General features: G+C 61.1%; 24 protein-coding genes. 7 read left to right on the forward strand and 17 right to left on the reverse strand.

Annotated features, from left to right (window positions below; translation table 11 throughout):
* Positions 1-6 precede the first annotated feature (6 nt).
* The 5 genes from CQ041_RS23185 (at position 7) to coq7 (ending at position 4,312) form a co-directional block, all read left to right on the forward strand.
* Complete coding sequence (locus CQ041_RS23185; RefSeq protein ID WP_105524698.1) at positions 7-786, forward strand: TylF/MycF family methyltransferase; 780 nt, start codon at positions 7-9, stop codon at positions 784-786.
* A gap of 77 nt (positions 787-863) precedes the next feature.
* Positions 864-1,718 carry a bifunctional 2-polyprenyl-6-hydroxyphenol methylase/3-demethylubiquinol 3-O-methyltransferase UbiG gene (locus CQ041_RS23190; RefSeq protein ID WP_105524700.1) on the forward strand — a complete coding sequence of 285 codons (855 nt, stop codon included), beginning with the start codon at positions 864-866 and terminating at the stop codon, positions 1,716-1,718.
* An 88-nt stretch (positions 1,719-1,806) separates the two neighbouring features.
* Entirely contained in the window at positions 1,807-3,093 is a 1,287-nt protein-coding gene (locus tag CQ041_RS23195; RefSeq protein ID WP_105524702.1) for a glycoside hydrolase family 99-like domain-containing protein, read from the forward strand.
* 114 nt (positions 3,094-3,207) lie between these two features.
* Positions 3,208-3,546: a histidine triad nucleotide-binding protein gene (locus tag CQ041_RS23200; RefSeq protein WP_105524704.1), complete on the forward strand. Its 339-nt coding sequence runs from the start codon at positions 3,208-3,210 to the stop codon at positions 3,544-3,546.
* Positions 3,547-3,664: 118 nt separating this feature from the next.
* Positions 3,665-4,312 carry a 2-polyprenyl-3-methyl-6-methoxy-1,4-benzoquinone monooxygenase gene (coq7, locus tag CQ041_RS23205; protein ID WP_105524706.1) on the forward strand — a complete coding sequence of 216 codons (648 nt, stop codon included), beginning with the start codon at positions 3,665-3,667 and terminating at the stop codon, positions 4,310-4,312.
* Between the two features lie 109 nt (positions 4,313-4,421).
* Here the strand turns inward: coq7 and CQ041_RS23210 are convergent, their stop codons facing one another.
* Positions 4,422-4,844 (reverse strand): OsmC family protein, encoded by a 423-nt coding sequence (locus CQ041_RS23210; RefSeq protein ID WP_005792019.1) that lies wholly within the window; start codon positions 4,842-4,844, stop codon positions 4,422-4,424.
* A gap of 238 nt (positions 4,845-5,082) precedes the next feature.
* On the opposite strand from CQ041_RS23210, the gene crp reads away from it, so the two are divergent.
* Positions 5,083-5,727 (forward strand): cAMP-activated global transcriptional regulator CRP, encoded by a 645-nt coding sequence (crp, locus tag CQ041_RS23215; protein ID WP_105524708.1) that lies wholly within the window; start codon positions 5,083-5,085, stop codon positions 5,725-5,727.
* On the opposite strand, the gene CQ041_RS23220 is transcribed toward crp, so the two are convergent.
* From CQ041_RS23220 to CQ041_RS23280, 13 genes are all read right to left on the reverse strand, one after another.
* Positions 5,724-6,419 (reverse strand): lipoate--protein ligase family protein, encoded by a 696-nt coding sequence (locus CQ041_RS23220; RefSeq protein WP_105524710.1) that lies wholly within the window; start codon positions 6,417-6,419, stop codon positions 5,724-5,726. The genes crp and CQ041_RS23220 overlap by 4 nt on opposite strands.
* 59 nt (positions 6,420-6,478) lie before the next feature.
* Positions 6,479-7,315 carry an indole-3-glycerol phosphate synthase TrpC gene (trpC, locus tag CQ041_RS23225; RefSeq protein WP_105524712.1) on the reverse strand — a complete coding sequence of 279 codons (837 nt, stop codon included), beginning with the start codon at positions 7,313-7,315 and terminating at the stop codon, positions 6,479-6,481.
* Positions 7,312-8,361 (reverse strand): anthranilate phosphoribosyltransferase, encoded by a 1,050-nt coding sequence (gene trpD / locus CQ041_RS23230; RefSeq protein ID WP_105524714.1) that lies wholly within the window; start codon positions 8,359-8,361, stop codon positions 7,312-7,314. Before trpD ends, trpC begins: the two co-directional genes overlap by 4 nt.
* 9 nt (positions 8,362-8,370) lie before the next feature.
* Entirely contained in the window at positions 8,371-8,964 is a 594-nt protein-coding gene (locus tag CQ041_RS23235) for an aminodeoxychorismate/anthranilate synthase component II (protein WP_105524716.1), read from the reverse strand.
* 9 nt (positions 8,965-8,973) lie between these two features.
* Positions 8,974-10,455, reverse strand: a complete 1,482-nt coding sequence (gene trpE / locus CQ041_RS23240; RefSeq protein WP_105524718.1) for an anthranilate synthase component I — start codon at positions 10,453-10,455, stop codon at positions 8,974-8,976.
* Between the two features lie 67 nt (positions 10,456-10,522).
* On the reverse strand, positions 10,523-11,341 hold the full coding sequence (locus tag CQ041_RS23245) for a phosphoglycolate phosphatase (protein WP_105524719.1): 819 nt from the start codon (positions 11,339-11,341) through the stop codon (positions 10,523-10,525).
* Positions 11,338-12,012: a ribulose-phosphate 3-epimerase gene (rpe, locus tag CQ041_RS23250; protein WP_105524721.1), complete on the reverse strand. Its 675-nt coding sequence runs from the start codon at positions 12,010-12,012 to the stop codon at positions 11,338-11,340. Before rpe ends, CQ041_RS23245 begins: the two co-directional genes overlap by 4 nt.
* 169 nt (positions 12,013-12,181) lie before the next feature.
* A complete protein-coding gene (locus tag CQ041_RS23255; RefSeq protein ID WP_105524723.1) occupies positions 12,182-13,006 on the reverse strand; it encodes an ABC transporter permease in 825 nt (274 codons plus the stop codon).
* Positions 13,007-13,019: 13 nt separating this feature from the next.
* Positions 13,020-14,267, reverse strand: coding sequence for an ABC transporter permease (locus tag CQ041_RS23260; RefSeq protein ID WP_105524725.1), 1,248 nt, complete (start codon positions 14,265-14,267; stop codon positions 13,020-13,022).
* 165 nt (positions 14,268-14,432) lie between these two features.
* A complete protein-coding gene (locus CQ041_RS23265) occupies positions 14,433-15,473 on the reverse strand; it encodes an ABC transporter substrate-binding protein (RefSeq protein WP_105524727.1) in 1,041 nt (346 codons plus the stop codon).
* A 43-nt stretch (positions 15,474-15,516) separates the two neighbouring features.
* Positions 15,517-16,629, reverse strand: coding sequence for an ABC transporter ATP-binding protein (locus CQ041_RS23270; protein ID WP_105524729.1), 1,113 nt, complete (start codon positions 16,627-16,629; stop codon positions 15,517-15,519).
* Positions 16,630-16,855: 226 nt separating this feature from the next.
* Positions 16,856-17,485, reverse strand: coding sequence for a response regulator transcription factor (locus CQ041_RS23275; RefSeq protein ID WP_105524730.1), 630 nt, complete (start codon positions 17,483-17,485; stop codon positions 16,856-16,858).
* A gap of 18 nt (positions 17,486-17,503) precedes the next feature.
* Positions 17,504-19,498 (reverse strand): histidine kinase, encoded by a 1,995-nt coding sequence (locus CQ041_RS23280; protein WP_105524732.1) that lies wholly within the window; start codon positions 19,496-19,498, stop codon positions 17,504-17,506.
* Positions 19,499-19,575: 77 nt separating this feature from the next.
* On the opposite strand from CQ041_RS23280, the gene CQ041_RS23285 reads away from it, so the two are divergent.
* On the forward strand, positions 19,576-20,550 hold the full coding sequence (locus CQ041_RS23285; RefSeq protein ID WP_105524734.1) for an alpha/beta hydrolase family protein: 975 nt from the start codon (positions 19,576-19,578) through the stop codon (positions 20,548-20,550).
* A 77-nt stretch (positions 20,551-20,627) separates the two neighbouring features.
* Here the strand turns inward: CQ041_RS23285 and CQ041_RS23290 are convergent, their stop codons facing one another.
* The 3 genes from CQ041_RS23290 to CQ041_RS23300 are packed head-to-tail and all read right to left on the reverse strand — an operon-like array spanning position 20,628 to position 23,093.
* Positions 20,628-21,395 (reverse strand): TerB family tellurite resistance protein, encoded by a 768-nt coding sequence (locus CQ041_RS23290; protein WP_105524736.1) that lies wholly within the window; start codon positions 21,393-21,395, stop codon positions 20,628-20,630.
* Between the two features lies 1 nt (position 21,396).
* The gene (gene murU / locus CQ041_RS23295) at positions 21,397-22,071 is read right to left on the reverse strand and encodes an N-acetylmuramate alpha-1-phosphate uridylyltransferase MurU (protein ID WP_105524738.1); all 675 of its coding nucleotides are present in this window, start codon (positions 22,069-22,071) and stop codon (positions 21,397-21,399) included.
* Complete coding sequence (locus tag CQ041_RS23300; protein WP_105524740.1) at positions 22,068-23,093, reverse strand: aminoglycoside phosphotransferase family protein; 1,026 nt, start codon at positions 23,091-23,093, stop codon at positions 22,068-22,070. The genes murU and CQ041_RS23300 overlap by 4 nt, the downstream gene beginning before the upstream one ends.
* Positions 23,094-23,152: the final 59 nt, after the last annotated feature.

Below are 23,152 nucleotides of genomic sequence, written 5' to 3' on the forward strand. Positions count from 1 at the left end.
CTATTCATGAAGCGCACTGACGATACCTACCTGACCACAGAGCGTAATCGACTTATCAATAAACACTTGGAATTAATACAAGACTGCATCTGTGGACTAATACATGAGGACGCTCCGCTCAAGGTCTTGGGCAACGCCCCGTTCGATCTTCAAACCCGGGAATATGGTTGGGACTGGCCCTCCATGGCCCACACCATGATAGGAAAAAAGCGCCTGGCCAACGTGCGGGCCCTGACCGAAAGTGTCCTGGGCAACAAGGTCCCGGGAGACTTGATCGAAACCGGTGTCTGGCGCGGCGGCGCCTGCATCATGATGCGCGCAGTACTCGATGCCTACGGCGTCACTGACCGCCGTGTGTGGGTGGCCGACTCATTCGAGGGGCTGCCGCCGCCCAACCAGGAAAAGTACCCGGCCGACACAGGCGACACGTTCCACACGTATGACGAACTCAGCGTGTCCATGGAACACGTCATGGGTAACTTCAGCAAATATGGCTTGCTTGACGAGCAAGTTGTTTTTCTCAAGGGCTGGTTCAAGGACACCCTCCCAACTGCACCTATCCAACAATTGGCGTTGCTGCGCCTGGACGGCGATATGTACGAGTCAACAATGGACGCCTTGGAGGCTTTATATGACAAGGTTTCGCCGGGCGGCTTCGTCATCATCGATGACTATCACGTCGTCCCGGCCTGCAAGCAAGCGGTGAACGACTTCCTGACATCCCGCGCCTTAAACCCCGAGTTAAAGGAAATTGACGGTGTCGGCATTTATTGGCAAGTCCCGTAATTGATGCCTGCGATAAACATGACCTGAACTCGCCGGTATTTTTCAATGGCGCAGTTATCGACCCAGGGGATCGTTATATGAATCAGCGTCACACCTATGAATATGATGTAGACAGCCGTTCCGCCACGGCGCCTGCTAACGTGGTGCGGATGGTGGGTGCCAGGAAACGCGTATTGGAAGTGGGCTGCGGACCGGGCTCAATCACCAAAATTCTCGTCACCGAAAACCAGTGCACCGTCACAGGGCTTGAACGGGACGGTGATGCAATAAAAAAAGCATTGCCCTTCTGCGAGCGCCTGTTTCAAGCCGACCTCAACACTGAGGATTGGCCGACACTGCTGGACGGCGAGGAACCGTTTGATGTGGTCGTCGCCGCCGATGTACTTGAGCACCTCTACGACCCCTGGACCACATTGAAGCGAATGGTCCCGTTGACTGGCAACGACGGTTATCTGGTGATCTCCCTCCCCCATGCAGGGCATGCCGCGGTCATTGCTTGTTTGATCAACGGCAACTTCGAATACCGCGACTGGGGCTTGCTCGACCGCACGCATATACGCTTTTTTTGCCTGAAAAACATCGAAGACTTGTTTGCCCAGGCCGACCTGAAAATCCTGGAGGTCGCCTATGTCATCAAACAACCTGAAGAAACAGAGTTCGCCGCGCAGTGGCTTGAACTGCCATCCGCCACCCAGCAATGCCTGCGACTGAGCCCCCACGCAACCACCTATCAAGTAGTGGTTAAAGCCGTGCCGATGGACAGGCCAGGCGCCCCCTTGAGATTAAAGGCTGACGCTGACGCCACACATAAGCTTCAGATTATTCATCCCCTCTTCGCATCGTCTGCAAAGCGTCTCGTCGGCTCATACCTGTCCCCACAGTTCAAACAGACCTTGCGCACTTCACTAGGAAAACTAGGCATAAAAATATGACACGCACCTGAACAACCACCCCGAGCGTTTAGATTCGCTATTGAGTTTTTGGCGACCATCCAACGGCTGCTGACAGGACTGAAAACACATGGCTCAAGCGACCCCTAACAATAATCCGAGACTCATTGCCTTTTACCTTTCCCAGTTTCATCCCACGCCCGAAAATGACCGATGGTGGGGCAAGGGTTTCACTGAGTGGACCAACGTCACCAAGGCAACGCCACAATTCGAAGGCCATTTGCAGCCACACTTGCCCACCGACTTTGGCTTCTACGACCTGCGCGTCAGGGCCACACGGCATGATCAGATTACGACGGCAAAGCAATATGGCATTGATGGCTTCTGTTACCACTATTACTGGTTTTCCGGACAACGAATATTAAATGCCCCTCTGGACGACATGCTGTCGGACCCCGACAGTGACATGCCATTCTGCTTATGCTGGGCGAATGAAAACTGGACGCGCCGCTGGGATGCCGCCGAGCATGAAGTCCTGATCGCACAACAATACCTGCCTGATGACGATATCAACTTCATAAAATCCCTCGTGCCGTTCTTTAACGATGCACGTTATATCCGCGTCGATGGGAAGCCTTTGCTGATTGTGTATCGCCCTCAACACCTGCCCGACGCCTGCCAAACATTGAATAACTGGCGACACTATTGTCGCGCTGCCGGCATGGGTGAGATCCACCTCTGCGCAGCGCTGACCCACGGCAACCAAAACTACAAGGCTTACGGGTTTGATAGCGGCGTCGAATTCCCGCCACATAACCTCGGCCCTTCGAACATCAACGACCACATCAGTTTTCACAGTGCGTTCAAAGGGAATGTTTTCCAGTACGCCACCGTTGCCCAGCACTACCTTGATCGCACTGACGGACCGGACAGCGGCGATGTGTTCAAAACAGTCTTTCCCTCCTGGGACAATACCGCTCGAACCAAAGAGCGAGCCCTGATCGTTATCAACGGCACACCCGACAACTATGAATTCTGGCTGGCATCCGTCATCGACAGGGCCCAACAGAAACAGGGCGACCAACTGGTTTTCATCAACGCCTGGAATGAATGGGCGGAAGGTTGCCACCTTGAACCGGATCGCACCTTCGCAAACGGTTTCCTCCAGGCGACCCTGGATGCAAAAAATGGCGAACGCCGTTACTCGCATTTCCCCGCGACGGGCCTGCCAAGCACTAAAGCACGCGTGTTCCGAGACGAAGCCGCGGCGCTTTTCAGGTATCACCGCAGCGTTGCATTTTCTGCACTCAAGGAAGCGATCAAGCGCCGGCGGCGCCTGCACAAAGCCCTGTTCCCGTTCGTCATATTCCTGCGATGTCTTCGCGCAAGGCTTTCCAGGTATTCAGAGAAGACCTGAACCTCGGCACTTCGTGGCGCATGCCAGGAGAAACCAGGCAGTCCCGGTACCGCTTGGCGCACCCGGACTGCCTGCGTACACTCCCCCTGCCCCTCTACCAATGGAGAAACAGCTGTGGATACTCTGTTCACCAAGATCATCAACAGGGAAATACCCGCCAACATCATCTACGAAGATGACCAGGTCCTGGCCTTTCACGACATTGCCCCGCAGGCGCCGGTGCATTTCCTGGTGATCCCGAAGAAACCCATCCGCACCTTGAATGACCTCACCGAGGACGACAAGGCACTGGCCGGTCATATCCTGTTCACTGCCCAGCGGCTGGCCGTGGAGCAAGGGTGTGAAAAAGGTTTTCGCGTGGTCATGAACTGCAACGAAGAAGGCGGGCAGACCGTTTATCACATTCATATGCATGTGCTGGGTCAGCGCCAGATGAACTGGCCACCGGGCTGAAGTGCAGCCGGCGTTTGCGGGTGCAAGGTCGCTGCCTCCAGGGGCAAATTGACTCAGCGCAAACGCTTCGCCTTGTCTTGCGGTAAACTGACCGCCGAGATTCTTCCCGGAGGTCAGCATGACTACCCAACGTCACTACTCGCCGATTGACCGTCTGTTGCTGCAAGCCGACATGGCGATGCGTACGCTGTTGCCGTTCAGCGGCCAACCGTACCGCCCATCCCCCGCCATCGTGCAGCCCGACGCACCGATGAGCGAGACCGAGACTCGCCACGTCGCCGGCCTGATGCGCATCAACCATACCGGTGAAGTCTGTGCCCAGGCGCTCTACCAGGGCCAGGCGCTGACTGCCAAGCTGCCGCAAGTGCGCGCAGCCATGGAACACGCTGCCGAGGAAGAGATCGACCACCTGGCCTGGTGCGAGCAACGTATCCGCCAACTGGGTAGCCACCCCAGCGTGTTGAATCCGTTGTTCTACGGTTTGTCGTTCGGGATCGGCGCCGCTGCAGGCTTGATCAGTGACAAGGTCAGCCTGGGCTTTGTCGCGGCGACCGAACACCAAGTGTGCAAGCACCTGGATGAGCACCTTGAGCAACTGCCAGCCGAAGACCAAAAGTCGCGGGCGATTCTTGAACAGATGCGCATTGACGAGGAACACCACGCAGAAAGCGCGCTGGATGCCGGCGGCTTCCGTTTTCCGGCGCCGGTGCGGTTTGGCATGAGCGTGTTGGCCAAGGTCATGACCAAAAGCACCTACCGCGTGTAGGATCGAGCCTGCTCGCGAAGGTCGTCAACGATGACGCGTACCCAGTGGATAAACGCGTTGCCTGGACGTTTTTCGCGAGCAAGCCCGCCCTGCAGGGGTAGTGCAGCGATCAGCCCAGCTCGATGATTTCGTAATCATGAGTGATGGCCACACCGGCCGCGCCGAGCATGATTGACGCCGAGCAGTACTTCTCAGCCGACAGCTCGATGGCCCGCTTGACCTGAGCTTCCTTCAGCGCCCGCCCCTTTACCACGAAATGCATGTGGATCTTGGTGAACACCTTGGGATCTTCCGTGGCTCGCTCGGCTTCCAGGAAGGCTTCGCAGCTTTCCACGGCCTGGCGGGATTTCTTCAGGATGCTGACCACGTCGAAATTGCTGCAACCGCCGACACCCAGCAGCAGCATTTCCATCGGGCGTACGCCCAGGTTACGGCCACCGGCTTCCGGCGGGCCGTCCATGACCACCACGTGGCCACTGCCCGACTCACCGAGGAACATGGCTTCGCCCGCCCATTGGATGCGTGCCTTCATCGCCCAGACTCCACTGTAAAAAAAGGGTCGCCAGCTTAGCACAGGGTCCGAGCACCACAGCGCTCCCATCCAAGCCGATCAATGAAGGCGTTAGCCGACACATTGGCGAATCGAGTCAGAATGTGTCTGGTAAGCTGGCGCCAAATCAGTGGCGTATTGCTACCATTCATACAACGTGTATCAATGCCGATACCGACATAACTCCGACCTCTTCGCGCTGTCTCTTCGGGATACACCCATGGCTGCCCTTAGTCCCACCCCCAAGATCAAGAATCTCGACAAACTGCTGGCGCACTGCCAGCGTCGCCGTTACCCGGCCAAACACAACATCATCTGTGCCGGTGAGCGTTCTGAAACCCTGTACTTCATTATCAAAGGCTCGGTCACCATCCTGATCGAGGATGAAGACGGCCGTGAAATGATCATCGCCTACCTCAATACCGGGGATTTCTTTGGGGAGCTGGGCTTGTTCGAACAACCGGGCAAGGAACAGGAACGCAGCGCCTGGGTACGCGCCAAGGTCGAGTGCGAAGTCGCCGAGATCAGTTACGCCAAGTTTCGCGAGTTGTCCCAGCAGGATCCTGACATCCTTTACGCCCTCAGCGGCCAGATTGCCCAGCGCCTGCGCGACACCACGCGCAAAGTCGGCGACCTGGCGTTTTTCGATGTCACCGGTCGAGTTGCGCGTTGCCTGCTGGACCTGTGCAAGCAACCTGACGCCATGACCCACCCCGACGGCATGCAGATCAAGGTCACCCGCCAGGAGATCGGGCGGATTGTCGGTTGTTCAAGGGAAATGGTCGGGCGCGTGCTCAAGGACCTCGAGGAGCGCAACCTCGTGCACGTCAAAGGCAAGACGATGGTGGTATTCGGTACCCGCTAAACCGGCAGGAACGCGGCCAGCATCTGACGGTACAGGGTATCCAGGCGACTGATGGCGTCCGGCGCCGGGAATGCTTCGTGCAGCGCGATATGGCTGTCGGCGCGGACCCGCTGGTCCAGGCCGCACGCCTCATTGAAGCGGTTGACCGCCGCGATCAGTTCTTCGCGATTGTTTTCCAGTAATAGCGCACCGTGCACCAACCCCACCGGGCGGCCAGCACTTTGTCGCCAGCGCTGGGCGGTGCCGACCATCTTGCGGCCGTTGAGGTTGACGTTGTAGCGACCGTCGCAAAACGCGCCGTCGACCTCACCGACGGACGCATCACCACCCAACTCGATCAGCAAATCGCAGATGGGTTGGCATAAACGCAAGTAGCCGGTTTCGATACGATTCTGGTCGCCTTCACTGCGCGGCGGGGCGTAGACCAAGGCGATATTGACCGTGGCATTCGACTGCGGCACGGGCTCTCCGCCGGTTTCACGCAGCAATACTGGCCAACCAGCGTCGGCCGAGACTTGGCTGGCTGTCTCAAATGCCGGCAAGCGGCTCAAGCGACGAGGCATGACCAAGGCTTGGTCGCCGGGTTGCCAGAACAGCAACCCAAAGTCCCGCTCACCCGCGCAAACAGCCGCCAGCAGGTCTTGCTCGGCGGCGAGGCCGGCTTCAACAGTCATCGACATGGGCTTGATCATCGAACACCGACCTATCTGGATAAATACAGAACCAAATGTGGGAGCTGGCGCGTTTCAAATCAATCCAGGGTCGAACCACTCACTGCCACACCACGCTCCGGGAAGAACAGGCGCTGCAATTCGGCCCCCGGGTTCTCGGCGCGCATGAAGGTCTCACCCACCAGGAACGAGTAAACCCCGCTGATCTCCATCAGCTCCACATCAGCACGGTTGACGATGCCACTCTCGGTAATCACCAAGCGGTCGCGCGGGATGCGCGGCAGCAGGTCGAGGGTGTTTTCCAGGCTGACTTCGAAGGTGTGCAGGTTACGGTTGTTGACGCCTACCAACGGGGTGTCGAGGGTTTTCAGGGCGCGTTCCAGCTCATCGCCGTCGTGCACTTCCACCAACACATCCAGGCCAACGCTTTTGGCCACGGCCGCCAGCTCGGCCATCTTCACGTCATCCAGGGCGGAGACGATCAACAGCACACAGTCGGCGCCCAGGGCACGGGCTTCGACGATCTGGTACGGGTCAACCATGAAGTCCTTGCGGATCACTGGCAACTTGCACGCGGCGCGGGCCTGCTGCAAGAACAGGTCGGAGCCCTGGAAGTAGTCGATATCGGTCAGCACCGACAGGCAGGTCGCCCCGCCCTTCTCATAGCTCTTGGCAATGTCTTCAGGAATGAAGACTTCACGAATCACGCCCTTGCTAGGCGAAGCTTTCTTGATTTCAGCAATGACGGCGGGTTGCTTTTCCTTGGCTTGCTTGATCAGCGCATTGGCAAAGCCACGCGGTGCATCGGCGGCTTTCGCCTGGGCTTCCAGCTCGGCCAGGCTGACGCGTGCACGACGCTCAGCGACTTCTTCGGCCTTGCGGGCGAGGATTTTTTCCAGAACGGTCGGCACACTCATCCTTCATTCTCCATCTTGAATACTGCGGTGAATGCTCCCAGCTCTTCGAGCTTTTCGCGAGCCAGACCGGTGTGCAGCGCATCGTGGGCCAATGCCACACCTTCCTTCAGACTATAGGCGTGGTCGGCTGCGTAAAGTGCCGCGCCAGCATTCAGAACAATCATTTCTGCCGCTTTTTGGCCGTTCTCGGTCTTGCGCCGCCCGAGGGCATCGCGAATCAACTCAAGGGATGCCGCCGGGCTTTCCACCGCCAGGCCGTGCAGGCTCTGGCTCTTCATCCCGAGGTCTTCCGGCTCGACCCAGTATTCAGTGATCTGGTCATTCTTCAGCTCCGCCACAAAGGTCGGCGCCGCCAGGCTGAATTCGTCCAGGCCATCCTTGGAGTGCACCACCAGCACGTGTCTGCTGCCCAACCGTTGTAACACTTCGGCCAAAGGCCGGCACAGCGCCTGGCTGAACACGCCGACCACCTGGTGCTTCACACCGGCCGGATTCGTAAGCGGGCCGAGCATGTTGAACAGGGTACGCAGGCCGAGGTCCTTGCGCGGGCCAGCGGCGTGCTTCATCGCGCTGTGGTGGGTCTGGGCAAACATGAAGCCGATGCCGACGTTGTCGATGCAGCGCGCCACTTGTACCGGCGTCAGGTTCAGGTAAATGCCGGCTGCCTCCAGCAGGTCGGCGCTGCCGCTCTTGCCGGATACCGCACGGTTACCGTGCTTGGCCACGGTGCAACCCGCCGCCGCGACCACAAAGGACGACGCCGTCGATACGTTGAAGATGTTCGCGCCGTCACCACCGGTGCCGACCACATCCACGACGCCGTCGAGGGTCTTGAGCTCGACCTTGTCCGCCAGCTCGCGCATCACCGAGACGGCGCCGACGATTTCGTCGATGCTCTCGCTCTTCATGCGCATCGCCATCATGAAGGCGCCGATCTGCGCGTCGGTGCATTGACCGGTCATGATCTCGCGCATCACATCGCTCATTTCAGCGGTGGTCAGGTCCAGGTGGCCGACGATACGGCTCAGGGCAGTCTTGATATCCATGGAAAGTCCTTAGCGCGTGCCGCCGGTCTGCTTGAGAAAGTTGGCGAACAGCTCGTAGCCCTGCTCGGTGAGAATCGATTCAGGGTGGAATTGCACCCCTTCGATGTTCAATGTCTTGTGGCGCAGGCCCATGATTTCGTCGACCGAGCCGTCTTCCAGCTGGGTCCAGGCGGTCAATTCCAGGCAGTCGGGCAGTGTTTCGCGCTTGACCACCAGCGAGTGGTAACGGGTCACGGTGACCGGGTTGTTGAGGGCCTGGAAGACACCCAAGTCCTTATGGAACACCGGGCTGGTCTTGCCGTGCATTACCTGGCGCGCGCGCACCACGTCACCGCCAAAGGCCTGGCCGATGGACTGGTGGCCCAGGCACACGCCCAGGATCGGCAGCTTGCCGGCGAAATATTTGATCGCTTCGAGGGAAATACCCGCCTCGGTCGGCGTGCACGGCCCCGGTGAAACCACGATGCGCTCAGGGTTCAGCGCGGCGATTTCGGCCACGGTCAGTTCGTCGTTGCGCACCACCTTGACCTCGGCACCGAGTTCACCCAGGTACTGCACAACGTTGTAGGTAAAAGAATCGTAGTTATCAATCATCAGCAACATGGGGAAACCTCAGGAATTGGGGGTCTGTTCAGCCAGCGCAACGGCGCGGAACATCGCGCGGCGCTTGTTCAGGGTTTCTTCCCATTCGAGGGCCGGCACCGAGTCGGCGACGATCCCGCCACCGGCCTGCACGTGCAGCTCCCCGTCCTTGATCACGGCGGTGCGGATCGCGATCGCCGTGTCCATGTTGCCGTTCCAGGCGAAATACCCCACGGCGCCGCCGTAGACACCGCGCTTGACCGGTTCCAGCTCGTCGATGATTTCCATCGCCCGGATCTTCGGCGCACCCGACAACGTACCCGCAGGCAAAATCGCCCGCAGCGCGTCCATCGCGGTCAGGCCAGCCTTCAGCTCACCCGTGACGTTGGAGACGATGTGCATCACGTTGGAATAACGCTCGATGACCATTTTCTCGGTGAGCTTCACCGAGCCGATTTCCGAGACTCGCCCGGTGTCGTTACGGCCCAGGTCGATGAGCATGAGGTGCTCGGCGATTTCCTTGTCGTCGCTGAGCAGGTCCTGTTCCAGCGCCACGTCCTCTTCTTCGGTCGCGCCACGTGGGCGGGTACCGGCGATCGGGCGCACGGTGATCAGGTTGTCTTCGACACGCACCAGCACTTCCGGCGAACTGCCCACTACGTGGAAGTCGCCGAAGTTGAAGAAGTACATGTAGGGCGTCGGGTTGAAGCAGCGCAGCGCACGATACAGATCGATCGGCGCGGCCTTGAAGTCGATGGACATGCGTTGCGACGGCACCACCTGCATGCAGTCGCCAGCGAGGATGTACTCCTTGATGGTATCGACGGCGCGCTCGTAATCATCCTGGGTAAAGCTGGAACGGAAGATCGGGTCGGCGGCGGGCGGACGGCTGAGGTCCAGGCCACGACGCGGAGTGATCGGCTGGCGCAGCTTTTCCAACAGCGCCTGGAGGCTGGCCTGGCCCTGCTCGAACGCCTCCGGCTGGGACGGATCGGCAAGGACAATCGCGTGCATCTTGCCGGCGAGGTTGTCGAACACCACGACCGCGTCGGAGACCATCAACAGAATGTCCGGCACTCCCAGCGGGTCCGGGTTCGGGCACTTGCCCAAGCGCTTTTCCACATAACGCACGCAGTCGTAACCAAAGTAACCCACCAAACCACCGTTGAAACGCGGCAGGCCCGGGATGGTCGGCACGTTGTAGCGCGCCTTGAAGGTCTCGACAAAGGCCAGTGGGTCGTCTACGTCGTGGCTTTCGATCTCGACGCCATCATGGGTGATGCTCACATGGTGGTCGTAGACACGCATCACTGTGCGGCACGGCAGGCCAATGATCGAATAGCGGCCCCATTTTTCGCCGCCCTGGACCGACTCCAGCAGGTAGGAGTTAGGCTCGTCGGCCAGTTTCAGGTAGATCGACAGCGGTGTGTCGAAGTCGGCCAGGGTTTCGCAGGCCAGGGGGATACGGTTATAGCCGGCAGCGGCCAAACGCAGGAATTCTTCGCGGATCATGTGTGCCTCGTGGCGTGAGGGTCTAACAGTCAGGTATGCAAACGTGCCGCAGCGCGGCCAGGATCAGTCAGGCGCGCCAACGCCAGCGGGCCAGGGCCTTGATGACTTTCATCCAGAGTTTGCGAGTGACCACCACGATGGAATTTCCAGAAGGGGACGGATCGGTGTCGGGCAACGTTATCTCAGCGCCGGTTCCCAAGCAACCGGGGATTAGCAGTCGCAGGTCATCTATGACCATCGACGGCGACTCTTCGGCAATCGGCCGGCCATGGTTGTAGCCGTAGCTGAGGGCCACGCACTGCACGCCGGCGGCCTTGGCAGCCTGCACGTCACTGCGCGAATCACCGACAAACAGCGACTGCGAGGCCGGGATATTGGCCATTTTCATCACGAAAAACAGCGCCGCCGGGTCGGGTTTCTTCTGCGGCAGGGTATCGCCGCCGATGATCCAGCGAAAATACCGGCCGATTTTCATCTGGTCCAACAGCGGCGCGACGAAGCGCTCCGGTTTGTTGGTGATCAGGGCCATTTCCACGCCCTGCTTGCTCAGCCATTTGAGGGTGTCGCGCACGCCGGGATAGACCACGGTCAGTTCGTGGCCGCCTTCATAGGCGGCATTGAACAACTCCAGGGCGTGCTCGGCTTCTACGTCGTCCACCCCTTCGGCGTCGATGTGATTGGCCAACGCCCGGCGCACCAGCATCTGCGCGCCGTTGCCCACCCAGTCGCGCACCGACTCGAGCCCCGCAGGCGCGCGCCCCAGCTTGAGCAGCATCTCGTCCACTGCCGCCGCCAGGTCAGGCACCGAGTCGATCAAGGTACCGTCCAGATCGAACATCACCAGCCGTGGCAGTTTGCCGGAGAACAGCTGCTCAAAGCCGCTCATGGACGTGCCAGCGCCAGCTCGGAACGCATCTTTTCGATGACTTCCTGGTAGTCCGGGGCGTTGAAGATCGCCGAGCCGGCCACAAAGGTGTCGGCGCCGGCGGCGGCGATTTCGCGGATGTTATTGACGTTGACCCCACCGTCGATTTCCAGGCGGATCTCACGGCCCGACGCGTCGATCAGCGCGCGGGCTTCACGCAGCTTGTCGAGGGTGCCGGGGATGAACTTCTGCCCGCCAAAACCTGGGTTGACGCTCATCAGCAGCACCATGTCGACCTTGTCCATCACGTACTTGAGCACGTCCAGCGGGGTCGCCGGGTTGAACACCAGGCCGGCCTTGCAGCCGCCTTCGCGGATCAATTGCAGGGTGCGGTCAACGTGCAGGGTGGCTTCCGGGTGGAAGGTGATGTAGGTGGCGCCGGCGTCGATGAAGTCGCCGATGATGCGGTCCACCGGGCTGACCATCAGGTGCGCGTCGATTGGCGCGGTGATGCCGTACTTGCGCAATGCGGCGCACACCATCGGGCCGATGGTCAGGTTGGGCACGTAGTGGTTGTCCATGACATCGAAGTGCACGAAGTCGGCACCGGCGGCCAACACCTTGTCCACTTCTTCGCCCAGGCGGGCAAAGTCGGCGGAGAGAATCGATGGAGCAATGACGAAGGGCTGCATGACGCACCTTTTTTGAGCTAAATCACGATGGCGCGCATTGTATACCGCATGCTTTGCCCAGCGCACCGTGACCTGGCTCAATGGCTAGGCAGACGCTCTTTGAAACAACACGAAACCACTGTGGGAGGAGGCAAGCCCCCCCTCCCACAGGTTGACCCCTGGATTGGCTTCAGACGTGGGCGGTACGCAGCTTTTCGCTACGGCCGCGCAACCATTCCAGGGTCAGCAACAGCAGCACCGAGAAGGCAATCAGCAACGTCGCGGCGGCGGCGATGGTGGGGCTGAGGTTTTCGCGGATGCCGCTGAACATCTGGCGCGGCAACGTTGCTTGTTCGGGGCCGGCGAGGAACAGCGTCACCACCACTTCATCGAATGAAGTGGCAAAGGCAAACAGCGCGCCGGAGATCACACCCGGTGCGATCAGCGGCAAGGTCACCCGGCGGAAGGCGGTGAGTGGCGAAGCCCCCAGGCTTGCCGCCGCCCGCACCAGGTTGTGGTTGAAGCCCTGCAAGGTCGCCGACACGGTGATGATCACGAACGGCACGCCAAGCACCGCATGCACCACGATCAACGAGAAGAAGCTGTTGCCCAGGCCCAGCGGCGCAAAGAACAGGTAACTGGCCACGCCGATGATCACCACCGGCACCACCATGGGCGAAATCACCAGCGCCATGACCAGCGCCTTGCCGCGGAAATGACCGCGTGTCAGGCCAATCGCCGCCAGGGTGCCAAACACCATCGCCAGCACCGTGGCCGCCGGGGCGACGATAATGCTGTTCTTCAACGCCCGCATCCATTCGGCCGAGGCGAAGAAGTCCTGGTACCACTGCAGCGAGAAGCCTTGCAGTGGATAGACGAGGAAGCTGCCGCTGTTGAATGACAGCGGGATGATCACCAGCACCGGCAAAATCAGGAACAGCAGGATCAAGCCGCAGAGGATCCGCAAGCTGTAGAACCACACCCGCTCAACGGGCGACATATAAGGGCTCAGCATCGCAACGGTCTCCTTAGCTCAGGCGCAGGCGGCTGGCGCCTACCAGCCGGTTGTAGATCAGGTACAGCACCACCGTGGCCAGCAGCAACAAGCCGCCGAGTGCCGTGGCCATGCCCCAGTTGATGCTGGTGTTGGTGTAGAACGCCACGAAGTAGCTGACCATCTGGTCGTTGGGGCTGCCCAGCAAGGCCGGGGTGATGTAGTAACCAATCGCCAGGATGAACACCAACAGGCACCCGGCGCCCACGCCAGCGTAGGTCTGCGGGAAGTACACGCGCCAGAAACTGGTGAACGGGTGGCAACCCAGGGAAATCGCCGCGCGCATGTAGGTGGGCGAGATGCCCTTCATCACGCTGTAGATCGGCAGAATCATGAACGGCAGCAGGATGTGCACCATGGAGATGTACACCCCGGTGCGGTTGAATACCAGTTCCAGCGGCTTGTCGATCAAGCCCATGCCCAGCAGTGCGCTGTTGATCAACCCGCCCGATTGCAGCAATACGATCCATGCCGCCACCCGTACCAGGATCGAGGTCCAGAACGGCAACAACACCAGGATCATCAGCAGGTTGCTCTTGCGTGCCGGTAAATTGGCCAGCAGGTACGCCAGGGGATAGGCCAGCAGCAGGCAGATCGCCGTGATCACCAGTCCCATCCAGAAGGTGCGCGCGAAGATGTCCAGGTAGATCGCCTGGTCCGGCGTGGCCGGAGCCACTTCACCGAGGTCATCGATACGGTGATCGACGGCCGCCAGCAGGTAGAACGGCGTCAGGCTGCTGGTATTGCGCCGGATCGCCTGCCAGTACGCAGGGTCGCCCCAGCGTTCGTCGAGGTTTTCCAACGCTTCTTTATAAGAGGCGGGCGTTTCGCTGAAGGGCAGCGCCCGCGCGGTCTTGGTCAGCAGGCTGCGATAACCGGCCAGTTCCATGTTCAAGCGTTTGGACAGATCACCCAGGGTCTGGTTTTTGCGCGCTTCACCCAGGTCCTCGCTGAGCGCCTGGTACACCGGTTCGCCCGGCAGGCCGCGCCCATCCCAAGCCGTCACCGCCACCACGGTGCGCGGCAAACCGCCCACCACTTCCGGGTTGCCGACGCTCTTGAACAGCAGCGCAACGATAGGCACCAGGAACACCAGCAGTAAAAACAGTACCAGCGGCGCAATCAAGGCCTGGGCCTTCCAGCGATTGACCCGCTCGGCACGCGCCAGGCGCTGCTTGAGGGTGGGGCTGTTGACCTCGTTCGAGGGAACGGCGATGGCCATGGCAAACTCCGAAAATCTACGGTTGGGACCTTGGTGAACACGGTCCCTGTGGGAGCTGGCTTGCCTGCGATGGCATCGCCTCGGTGCATCAGTTGCACCGAGGTGTCTGCATCGCAGGCAAGCCAGCTCCTGCATGAGCCGGTTTCGCCCGAGGGTTATGCGCTGTTACTTGGCAGCCCACGAGTTGAAGCGTTGCTCCAACTGCTCGCCGTTATCCGCCCAGAAGCTCACGTCGATCTGCACCTGGTTGGCGATGTTTTCCGGTGTGGTCGGCATGTCCTTGAGGATGTCCTTGGCCAGCAACGGGACGGCTTGGGTGTTGGCCGGGCCGTAGGCGATGTTTTCCGAGTAGATCTTCTGCTGCTGCGGTTGCACCGAGAAGGCGATGAATTTTTTCGCCGCTTCGGCTCGCTCTTTCGCCAGACCTTTGGGGATGGCCCACGCGTCGAAGTCGTAGATACCGCCGTTCCACACCACTTTCAGGTTGCTTTCTTTCTGCACGGCGGCGATGCGGCCGTTGTACGCCGAACTCATCACCACGTCACCCGAGGCCAGGTACTGTGGTGGTTGTGCGCCGGCTTCCCACCACTGGATCGATGGCTTGAGCTCGTCGAGTTTCTTGAACGCACGGTCCTGGCCATCTTTGCCGGCCAATACTTTGTACACGTCCTTCGGCGCGACGCCGTCGGCCATCAAGGCGAATTCCAGGGTGTACTTGGCGCCTTTACGCAGGCCGCGCTTGCCCGGGAATTTCTTGGTGTCCCAGAAATCCACCCAACTGGTCGGTGCGCTGGTGAGCTTGTCGGCGTTGTAGGCCAGTACCGTGGACCACACGAAGAAACCCACGCCGCACGGCTGGATCGCACCCTTTACGTAATTGGCGGTGTCGCCGAACAGTTTCGGGTCGAGTTCCTCGAACATGTCTTCGTCGCAGCCACGGGACAGTTCCGGGGATTCCACTTCCACCAGGTCCCAGGACACGCTCTTGGTATCGACCATGGCCTTGACCTTGGCCATTTCACCGTTGTACTCGCCGGCGACGATCTTGCCGTGGCCCGCGCTTTCCCACGGTGCGTAGAACGCCTTGACCTGGGCCGCCTTGTTCGCGCCACCGAAGGACACGACCGTCAGGTCCGGGCCCGCCATGGCCTGGGTCGCGCCTATCAAACCGAGGGCCAGCGCTGAATACTTCAAGGATTTCAACATTGTTGTTCTCTCCACGTGCAGGGTTGGTGAAGCCATGGGGCGATCAATTCGCCTCTAGAAGTGGGTCGAGTGCGCGAACGTGCTCGACTTGCCAGCCAATCGGTACCACGTCGCCGACCGCCAGGGCTGGGTCCAGCTCGGCAATCGGTTGTTTCACAAAAAAATCGGCCTTGCCGCAGACTTCCAGGCGCACACGCACGTGGTCGCCCAAGTAGATGAATTCCGCCACCCGCCCGGAGAAGCGGTTGACACAGCTTTCGCTGGAACCATTGAGACTGACGCGCTCCGGACGCACCGACAGAGTCACCGGGCCGCCGACCTGGCCGACGTTGACCGCCAGCGCTTCGACTTTTTCACCGCGCGCCAGCTCGACCACGCACCGTTCGCCGGTGTGGCTGTGCAGGCGACCGTTGAGGCGATTGTTTTCGCCGATGAAGTTGGCGACGAAGGTGTTCTTCGGCTCTTCGTACAGGGTGCGCGGCGCGGCGATCTGCTGGATCTCGCCCTGGTGGAACACCGCCACCCGGTCAGACATGGTCAGCGCCTCGCCCTGGTCGTGAGTCACGTACACCACGGTGACGCCGAGGCGTTGGTGCAGGTGCTTGATCTCCATCTGCATGTGTTCGCGCAATTGCTTGTCGAGGGCGCCGAGCGGTTCGTCCATCAGCACCAGCTGCGGTTCGAACACCAACGCACGGGCCAGCGCCACACGCTGTTGCTGGCCGCCGGAGAGTTGCGCCGGGTAGCGCTGGGCGAAGGCGTCGAGCTGGACCATGCTCAGCACACGCTTGACCCGCTCGCTGATGTCGGTCTTGCTCAAGCCACGCACCGACAGGGGGAACGCCAGGTTCTCGGCGACAGTCATGTGCGGGAACAGCGCGTAGTTCTGGAACACCATGCCGATGTCGCGCTTGTGCGGCGGCACGTTGTTGATGGAACGCCCGGCCAGCTGGATTTCGCCGGCGGTCGGCGTTTCAAAGCCGGCAAGCATCATCAGGCTGGTGGTCTTGCCCGACCCGGAAGGCCCGAGCAAGGTGAGGAACTCGCCCTTGCGAATCTCCAGGTTGAGGTCTTTGACGATCAGGTTCTCGCCGTCGTAGCTCTTCTGCACGCCACGAAAGCTGACCAGGACCTCATTTGAATCCACCTCGCTCATACCCGCACCTTTGTGTTTTGGACTGCTGTGGCACAAGCGTAGTCCAGGCCGGACACCCCGGAAATCGGGGGCTGAGAGAGAATTGCATCAGCCGGATGGAAGGCTGGGGGTAGGGATCGCCCTACACGGATGGCGCGCACGGGACGGTGCAGCCGCAAGGGGTGAGCTGCACGCGGCAGGAATGGGCTTGGTCGTGTTTTTACAGGTGTCGTTATTAGACAGGTGCTTAGAGCAACTTGTGCTCCATGGCGTACTTCACCAGCTCCGCCAACGAGGTGATATTGAGCTTTTGCATCAGCCGCGCCTTGTGGGTGCTGATGGTCTTGCTGCTCAGCGCCAGTTGCTGGGCGATATCGTTGACGTTCGCGCCCTGGGCCAGGCGCTCGAACACCGAGAACTCACGCTCCGACAGCAGCGAATGCAGCGGTCGCGCATCGGTGAGGCCCACTTCAAAGACCATGCGGTCTGCCAGGTCCGGATCAATGTAGCGCCCGCCCGCCGCGACCTTGCGAATCGCCGTGAGCAACAGTGCCGGGTCGCTGTCCTTGGTGGCATAACCGGCAGCGCCTACCTTCAAGGCGCGGGCGGCCATTTGCGCTTCGTCGTGCATCGACAACACCAGGATCGCCGGCGGACTGCTCAGCGCACGAATCCGCGCGATCGCTTCCAGACCGTTGACGCCGGGCATGGAGATATCCAGCAGCACCACCTCGCAGGGCACGTGGCGCAACGTCTCCAGTAACTGCTCGCCATTGCTCGCCTCGCCGACCACCAGCAGGTCCTTGGCCAGTCCGATCAATTGCTTGATGCCTTCACGAACGATGGTGTGGTCTTCGGCTACCAGTACACGGATCACAGGGATTTCCTCTTGGTGTTAAGCATCCAACGGCACCGTCACACTCAGGGTCGTGCCCTCCCCCAACTCGCTGTGCAGGCGCAGTTGCCCGCCCATGATCAGCACCCGCTCGCGCATGCCCACCAGGCCGAACGAGACAGCGCGGCCTTCTGGCTGGACGAAGCCGACGCCGTCGTCGCTGATGGTCAGGCGCAGATCCGCGCCTTCCAAGGTCAGGGTCAGTTCGACAGTATGCGCCTGGGCGTGGCGCATCACATTGGTCAACGCTTCCTGCAGGATACGGAACAGGCCAATGGCCTTGGCGTCGCTCAAGGCCGGCAGGTTGTCCGGAACCTGCACCAGGCAGGGAATCTGCGTGCGCGCTTCGAAACGTCGTGCCTGCCATTCAATGGCCGAGGCGATGCCGGCGTCCAGAATCGGCGGGCGCAGCGCAGTGGCCACATCGCGCACCAGTTGGAACAGTTGGGCGATCAGGCGCTTCATGCTGTTCAAGCGTTCGTGCAGGCCGGGATCCAACTGTGCGTAGGCCAGTTCGCACATGGAAGTTTCCAGCTTGAGCACGGTGAGCATCTGCCCGAGTTCGTCGTGCACTTCCCGGGCAATGCGGGCCTTTTCTTCTTCGCGCACGGTCTCCAGGTGCGCGGACAATTCACGCAACTGCGCTTCACTTTGCAGCAGCGCAGCCAGGGTGCGACGCAACTCGGTGACATCATTGAGGTAGACCACCAGGTACTCGGCCTCGGCAAAGCGCAGGAAACTCAAGGACACGTTGGCCGGCAAGATGCTGCCGTCGGCGCGCCGGCAATCGGTGGCGAAATTCTGCGGGCCGTCGTCACTGGCGCGCGCACGTTTCCACAGGTTGAGCCAACGGTCCATGTCCAGCGTCGGGTCCAGGTCCACCAACGGCCGCTCGATCAGCGCTCCAGGCGCGTAGCCGAGCATGCTTTCGGCGGCACGGTTGGCGTAGCGCACATGGCTGTCCCAATTGACCCAAAGAATGCCGACGGTGCTCTGGTCGATGGAAAACTGCGTCAACCGCAGTGCTTCTGCACCGGCCGCGCGGGCCGCGCTTTCTTCACGGGCGGCCAGCAGGCCATGCTCGAGCACCCGCTGCTGGCGCCGCTGGAACAGCACCACGGCCAGGCTGGCGAGCAGCATCAGGCCCAGCAGCAGGCTGATGTTCTGCCACAGGCCAGGGGACTCGGTCAGGCGTGGGTACTTGGGTTGCAGCCAGCGCGTGTGCAACTGGTCCAGGTCTTTGGCAGGGATGGCCCGCAGGGCACTTTCCATGATGCCGCTCAGCTCCGGCCAATCCCGGCGTGTGGCCACTCGCAACAACTGCGGCAGGCCGATATCCCCCACCACCGCCAGCCCGGCGAACTCCGGCTCGCTGGACAACCGGCTCAGTTGGGCTTCGTCCACCACCGCATAACGCGCTTGTTGGCTCACCAGCAACTGCAGCGCCTGACGCTCCATCGGCACGCCTTGCAGGTTCAGGCCCGGATACGTACTGCGCAGGTAGTCGGCCACCGCGCTGGGCATGCGCACGGCGACGCGGGATTGCTCGTCGAGTTTCTCCAGCTCCACGGCGCCACCGCCTTCACGGATACCGACAATATGTTGCGGCACACGCATGTAGGGGTCGGTGAACATCCACAGCCGCAGCCCCGCCGGGGTTTGCTGCAGACCTGGGGCGATGTCCACCTCGCCCTCACGCAGCGCCGCCTCCAATTGCTCCTGAGAGGGGAAATTGCGCCAGCTCGGTTCGATGTTCAACGCTTTGGCCAACCACTGCATCAATTCCACATTGGCCCCGGACAAGCGCTGCAAGCGCCGGTCGTATTGCGCGTAAGGCGCCTGCAACACCACGCCCACCCGCAGTTCCGGGTGACGTGCCAGCCAGTCGCGTTGCGATGCATTGAGCTGCGCCTGCGGGGCAGCGGGCGCAGCGGTGGCATTCGCGATCAAGGCGAAGCACAGACAGCCGATAACCAGCAGACAGCGAAAACCCATGATCCACGTCCCACATCACTGACAAATACTGACCAACCCATTAGGCTGCTGGAATCACTTCTGGCCGGAAATCAACGATGCCCTTTTATCACCGTTCGGCACTCTCAGCATTGTGCCTGTCCCTGCTGTTGACCAGTGCCTTTTCTGTACGGGCCGCCGATGAACCTGCGCCGGCCGCTGAAAAACCTGTCGAACGCCAGCCTTTGCTGGAACGCAGCCAGGCAGAGGCCAGCGCCCTGGAGCGCAAGATCCCGCAGCAGGAACAGCAACAATTGCAGGCCGGTAGCGACTCTTTTCTTGCCCTGTGGAAACCGGCCAACAGCGCCGAACCCGAGGGCGTGGTGATCATCGTACCGGGCGCCGGCGAAAATGCTGACTGGCCGCAAGCCATCGGCCCGTTGCGGCGCAAGCTGCCGGACGCCAACTGGGGCAGCCTCAGCCTGTCGCTGCCGGATGTGAGCGTAGACACCCTGCCGCCGCGCGTGATGGAAGCCCCCCAGGCCACCGTCGACACCAGCAGCAAAGAGGCGAGCACCGCTGACAAACCTATCGAGCAGGCCGCCAGCGCCGAGGCTGAGGGCACCGATCCTTCGGTGGTACCCGGGGTGGATGAACAGGACAAGACCGACGCTTCGCGCATCTTCGACCGTATCGACGCCGCCGTAGCCTTCGCCCAGACCCAGGGCGCACGCAGCGTGGTGCTGCTCGGCCATGGCACCGGTGCCTGGTGGGCGACGCGTTACCTGACCGAGAAGCAACCGTCCCAAGTGCAGAAGCTGGTCATGGTCGCGGCGCAGACGCCAGCCGGACGCCACCCCGACGTGCAACAGTTGGCGCCTGGCCTGAAGCTGCCCACGGCCGACGTCTTCTACCAGGACAACGCCCAGGCACGCAAAAACGCCTTGGACCGCGCCCAGGCGGCCAAGCGGTTGAAGAATGAGGGTTACAAGCAGGTGTCGCTCAAAACCGTGCCTGGCAACAGCAATGCCGAGCAGGAGCAGCTGTATCGACGCATTCGCGGCTGGCTGAGCCCACAAGCAAGCGCCGACTGAGCGGTGGGCCAGTCAGCGCATAGATACTGATGCCCGCTCCCTCACGGGAGCGGGTTATCAACGTGAAGAAGTGAACGCTAACGAAAGTCCCGGCGCTCGCGAATCAAGGCATAGGCGTTGTGCAGCTCGCGGGTTCGCTCGGTGGCCTCGCGCACTTGCGCCGGGGTCGCGCCACTGCCGGCGATCTTGTCCGGGTGGTGGCGGCTGAGCAAGCGACGATAAGCGCGCTTGATCACCGAGGGTTCGGTGGTGGCCGTCACGCCAAGCAAGCGCATGGCGTCTTGATAGGAAGCCGCTCGGTTGACCAGCGGCTTGCGTTCCGGGGTGAAATCCGCGGCCAGCGCTTTCAGTTGTTGCGGTGTCCAGCCCAGCCACTTGCCCCACTGGTCGATCAGGTCGCGCTCGGCATCATCGGCCTTGCCGTCCGCCCAAACCATCCGCCAGCACGCACGCAGCACACCCTCCGCAGCATGCGGCTGTGCCTTGAGCACACGCAGATAACCGCGCACCCGGTCGGAACCGGATTTGCCGCGATTGAACGCCGCAATCGCCCGACGCTGGGCCGAGGCGGTCATGTCCAGTGCGCGCATCTCGTGGCGCGCCTGCTGGATATGCCCATCTGCCACCCGGCCATTGCTCTTGGCCAGGCGACCCAGCAACACAAACAACAGTTCGTCATTGCGCAACGCCGGACGCCCACCCAGGCGCTCGCGCAACTGCGCCCAACTGTGCAGTTGCAGGCGACGATCCAGCGCCTGGCCCAACAGCGCGCCCAACAAAGCCCCCGGAATGCTGGCAATGGCAAAGCCCGCCCCGGCGCCGATCAGCGTCCCTGGCCACCACATGTTACTGACCCGCTGCCAGCAAGGTTTCGACTTGCGCCAGACGCTCCAGCGTGCCGACATCGATCCAGCGTCCCGTCATGTGTTCCCCCGTTACCTGACCCTTGGCCATGGCCGCCCGCAGCAGCGGCGCCAACTTGAAGGCACCGGCGCTGCAACCCGCGAACAATTGCGGGTCGAGCACTGAGATGCCACTGAAGGTCAGGTTATCGGCACCGGCCGCGGCATCATGAAGCAAACCCTGGTCGAGGTGGAAATCACCGCCCGAAGGGTGATGCGCCGGGTTGTCGACCATCACCAGATGGGCCAGCCCTTGCAGCGGCTGCTTGAGCTGGGTGAAGTCATAGTCGGTCCAGATATCGCCATTGACCACCAGGAACGGCTCATCCCCCAACAGCGGCAAGGCCTGGAAGATCCCGCCGCCGGTTTCCAGCGGCTCGCCCTCCGGGGAGTAGCGAATACGCAAGCCGAACTGGGCGCCATCCCCCAGGTAGCGTTCGATCTGCTGGCCGAGCCAGGCATGGTTGATCACGATATCGGTGAACCCGGCCTTGGCCAGCGCCTCCAGGTGATACTCGATCAAGCGCTTGCCGCCGGCCTGCACCAGCGGCTTGGGCGTGTGCAGGGTGAGCGGACGCATCCGCTCGCCCTTGCCGGCGGCCAGGATCATGGCCTTCATACATTCGCCTCGGCGGGCTGGCGCAAGGTAGCCAGCAATTCACCCAGCTCGGCCAGTTCCGGACGCTCGGCCAGCACGGCTTCTATATAGGCGAAGAAACGCGGCACGTCGGCCAGGTAGCGCGGCTTGCCATCGCGGTGGCAGATGCGCGCAAAGATGCCGATGACCTTGAGGTGGCGCTGCACGCCCATCAGGTCGCTGGCCTGCAGGAAATCGTCAAACTGCGCCTGCACAGGAATGCCAGCTTGCGTGGCCCGCGCCCAATAACCGCGCTGCCATTCCCGCACGCGAGCCTGCGGCCAGCTGAGGAACGCGTCCTTGAACAGGCAGGTGATGTCGTAGGTCACCGGGCCGTAGACCGCGTCCTGGAAGTCCAGCACGCCAGGGTTCGGCGCACTGATCATCAGGTTGCGCGGCATGTAGTCGCGGTGCACCAGCACTTTGGGCTGCGCGAGGGCACTGTTGATCAGCAGGTCACTGGCACGTTGCCAGAGCGCTTGTTGCTGTGCATCCAGCTCGACACCCAGGTGCCGACGCACGTACCACTCGGGAAACAATTCCAGCTCGCGGCGCAGCAAGGCGACGTCATAGCTGGGCAGCGGCGCCTCCATCGGCAACTGCTGGAAAGCCAGCAACGCATCGATGGCGTCGGCGAACAATTGATCGGCGTTGTGTTCGTCAATCACGTCGAGATAGGTTTTTCTGCCCAGGTCATTGAGCAAAAGAAAGCCTCGCGGCAGGTCTTCTGCATAAATTTGCGGAACATTTATCCCGGATTTCGCCAGCAAATGAGCGATATCGACGAAAGGTTTGCAGTTTTCCTGGGGCGGCGGCGCGTCCATCACGACGAAAGTGCGACCCCCTCCTTCCCAACGGAAGTAGCGCCTGAAACTCGCGTCGCTGCTGGCCGCGGTCAATGTGGCCGGGGGTACGGCACCCCAGCCTTGAGCGTTGAAAAGGATCGGCAACTGCTCATCCAGCCAGACTTCCAGCTGTTGTAAACGTAGATCTTGCTCGGGCATTACAAGGGTCTCCGACGGCGCTAGCCGTCAAGCGGGGCATGCTTTATTATCACGCATCT

Origin of the sequence: Pseudomonas sp. MYb60, from assembly GCF_002979555.1 — a bacterium.
Lineage (GTDB): Bacteria > Pseudomonadota > Gammaproteobacteria > Pseudomonadales > Pseudomonadaceae > Aquipseudomonas.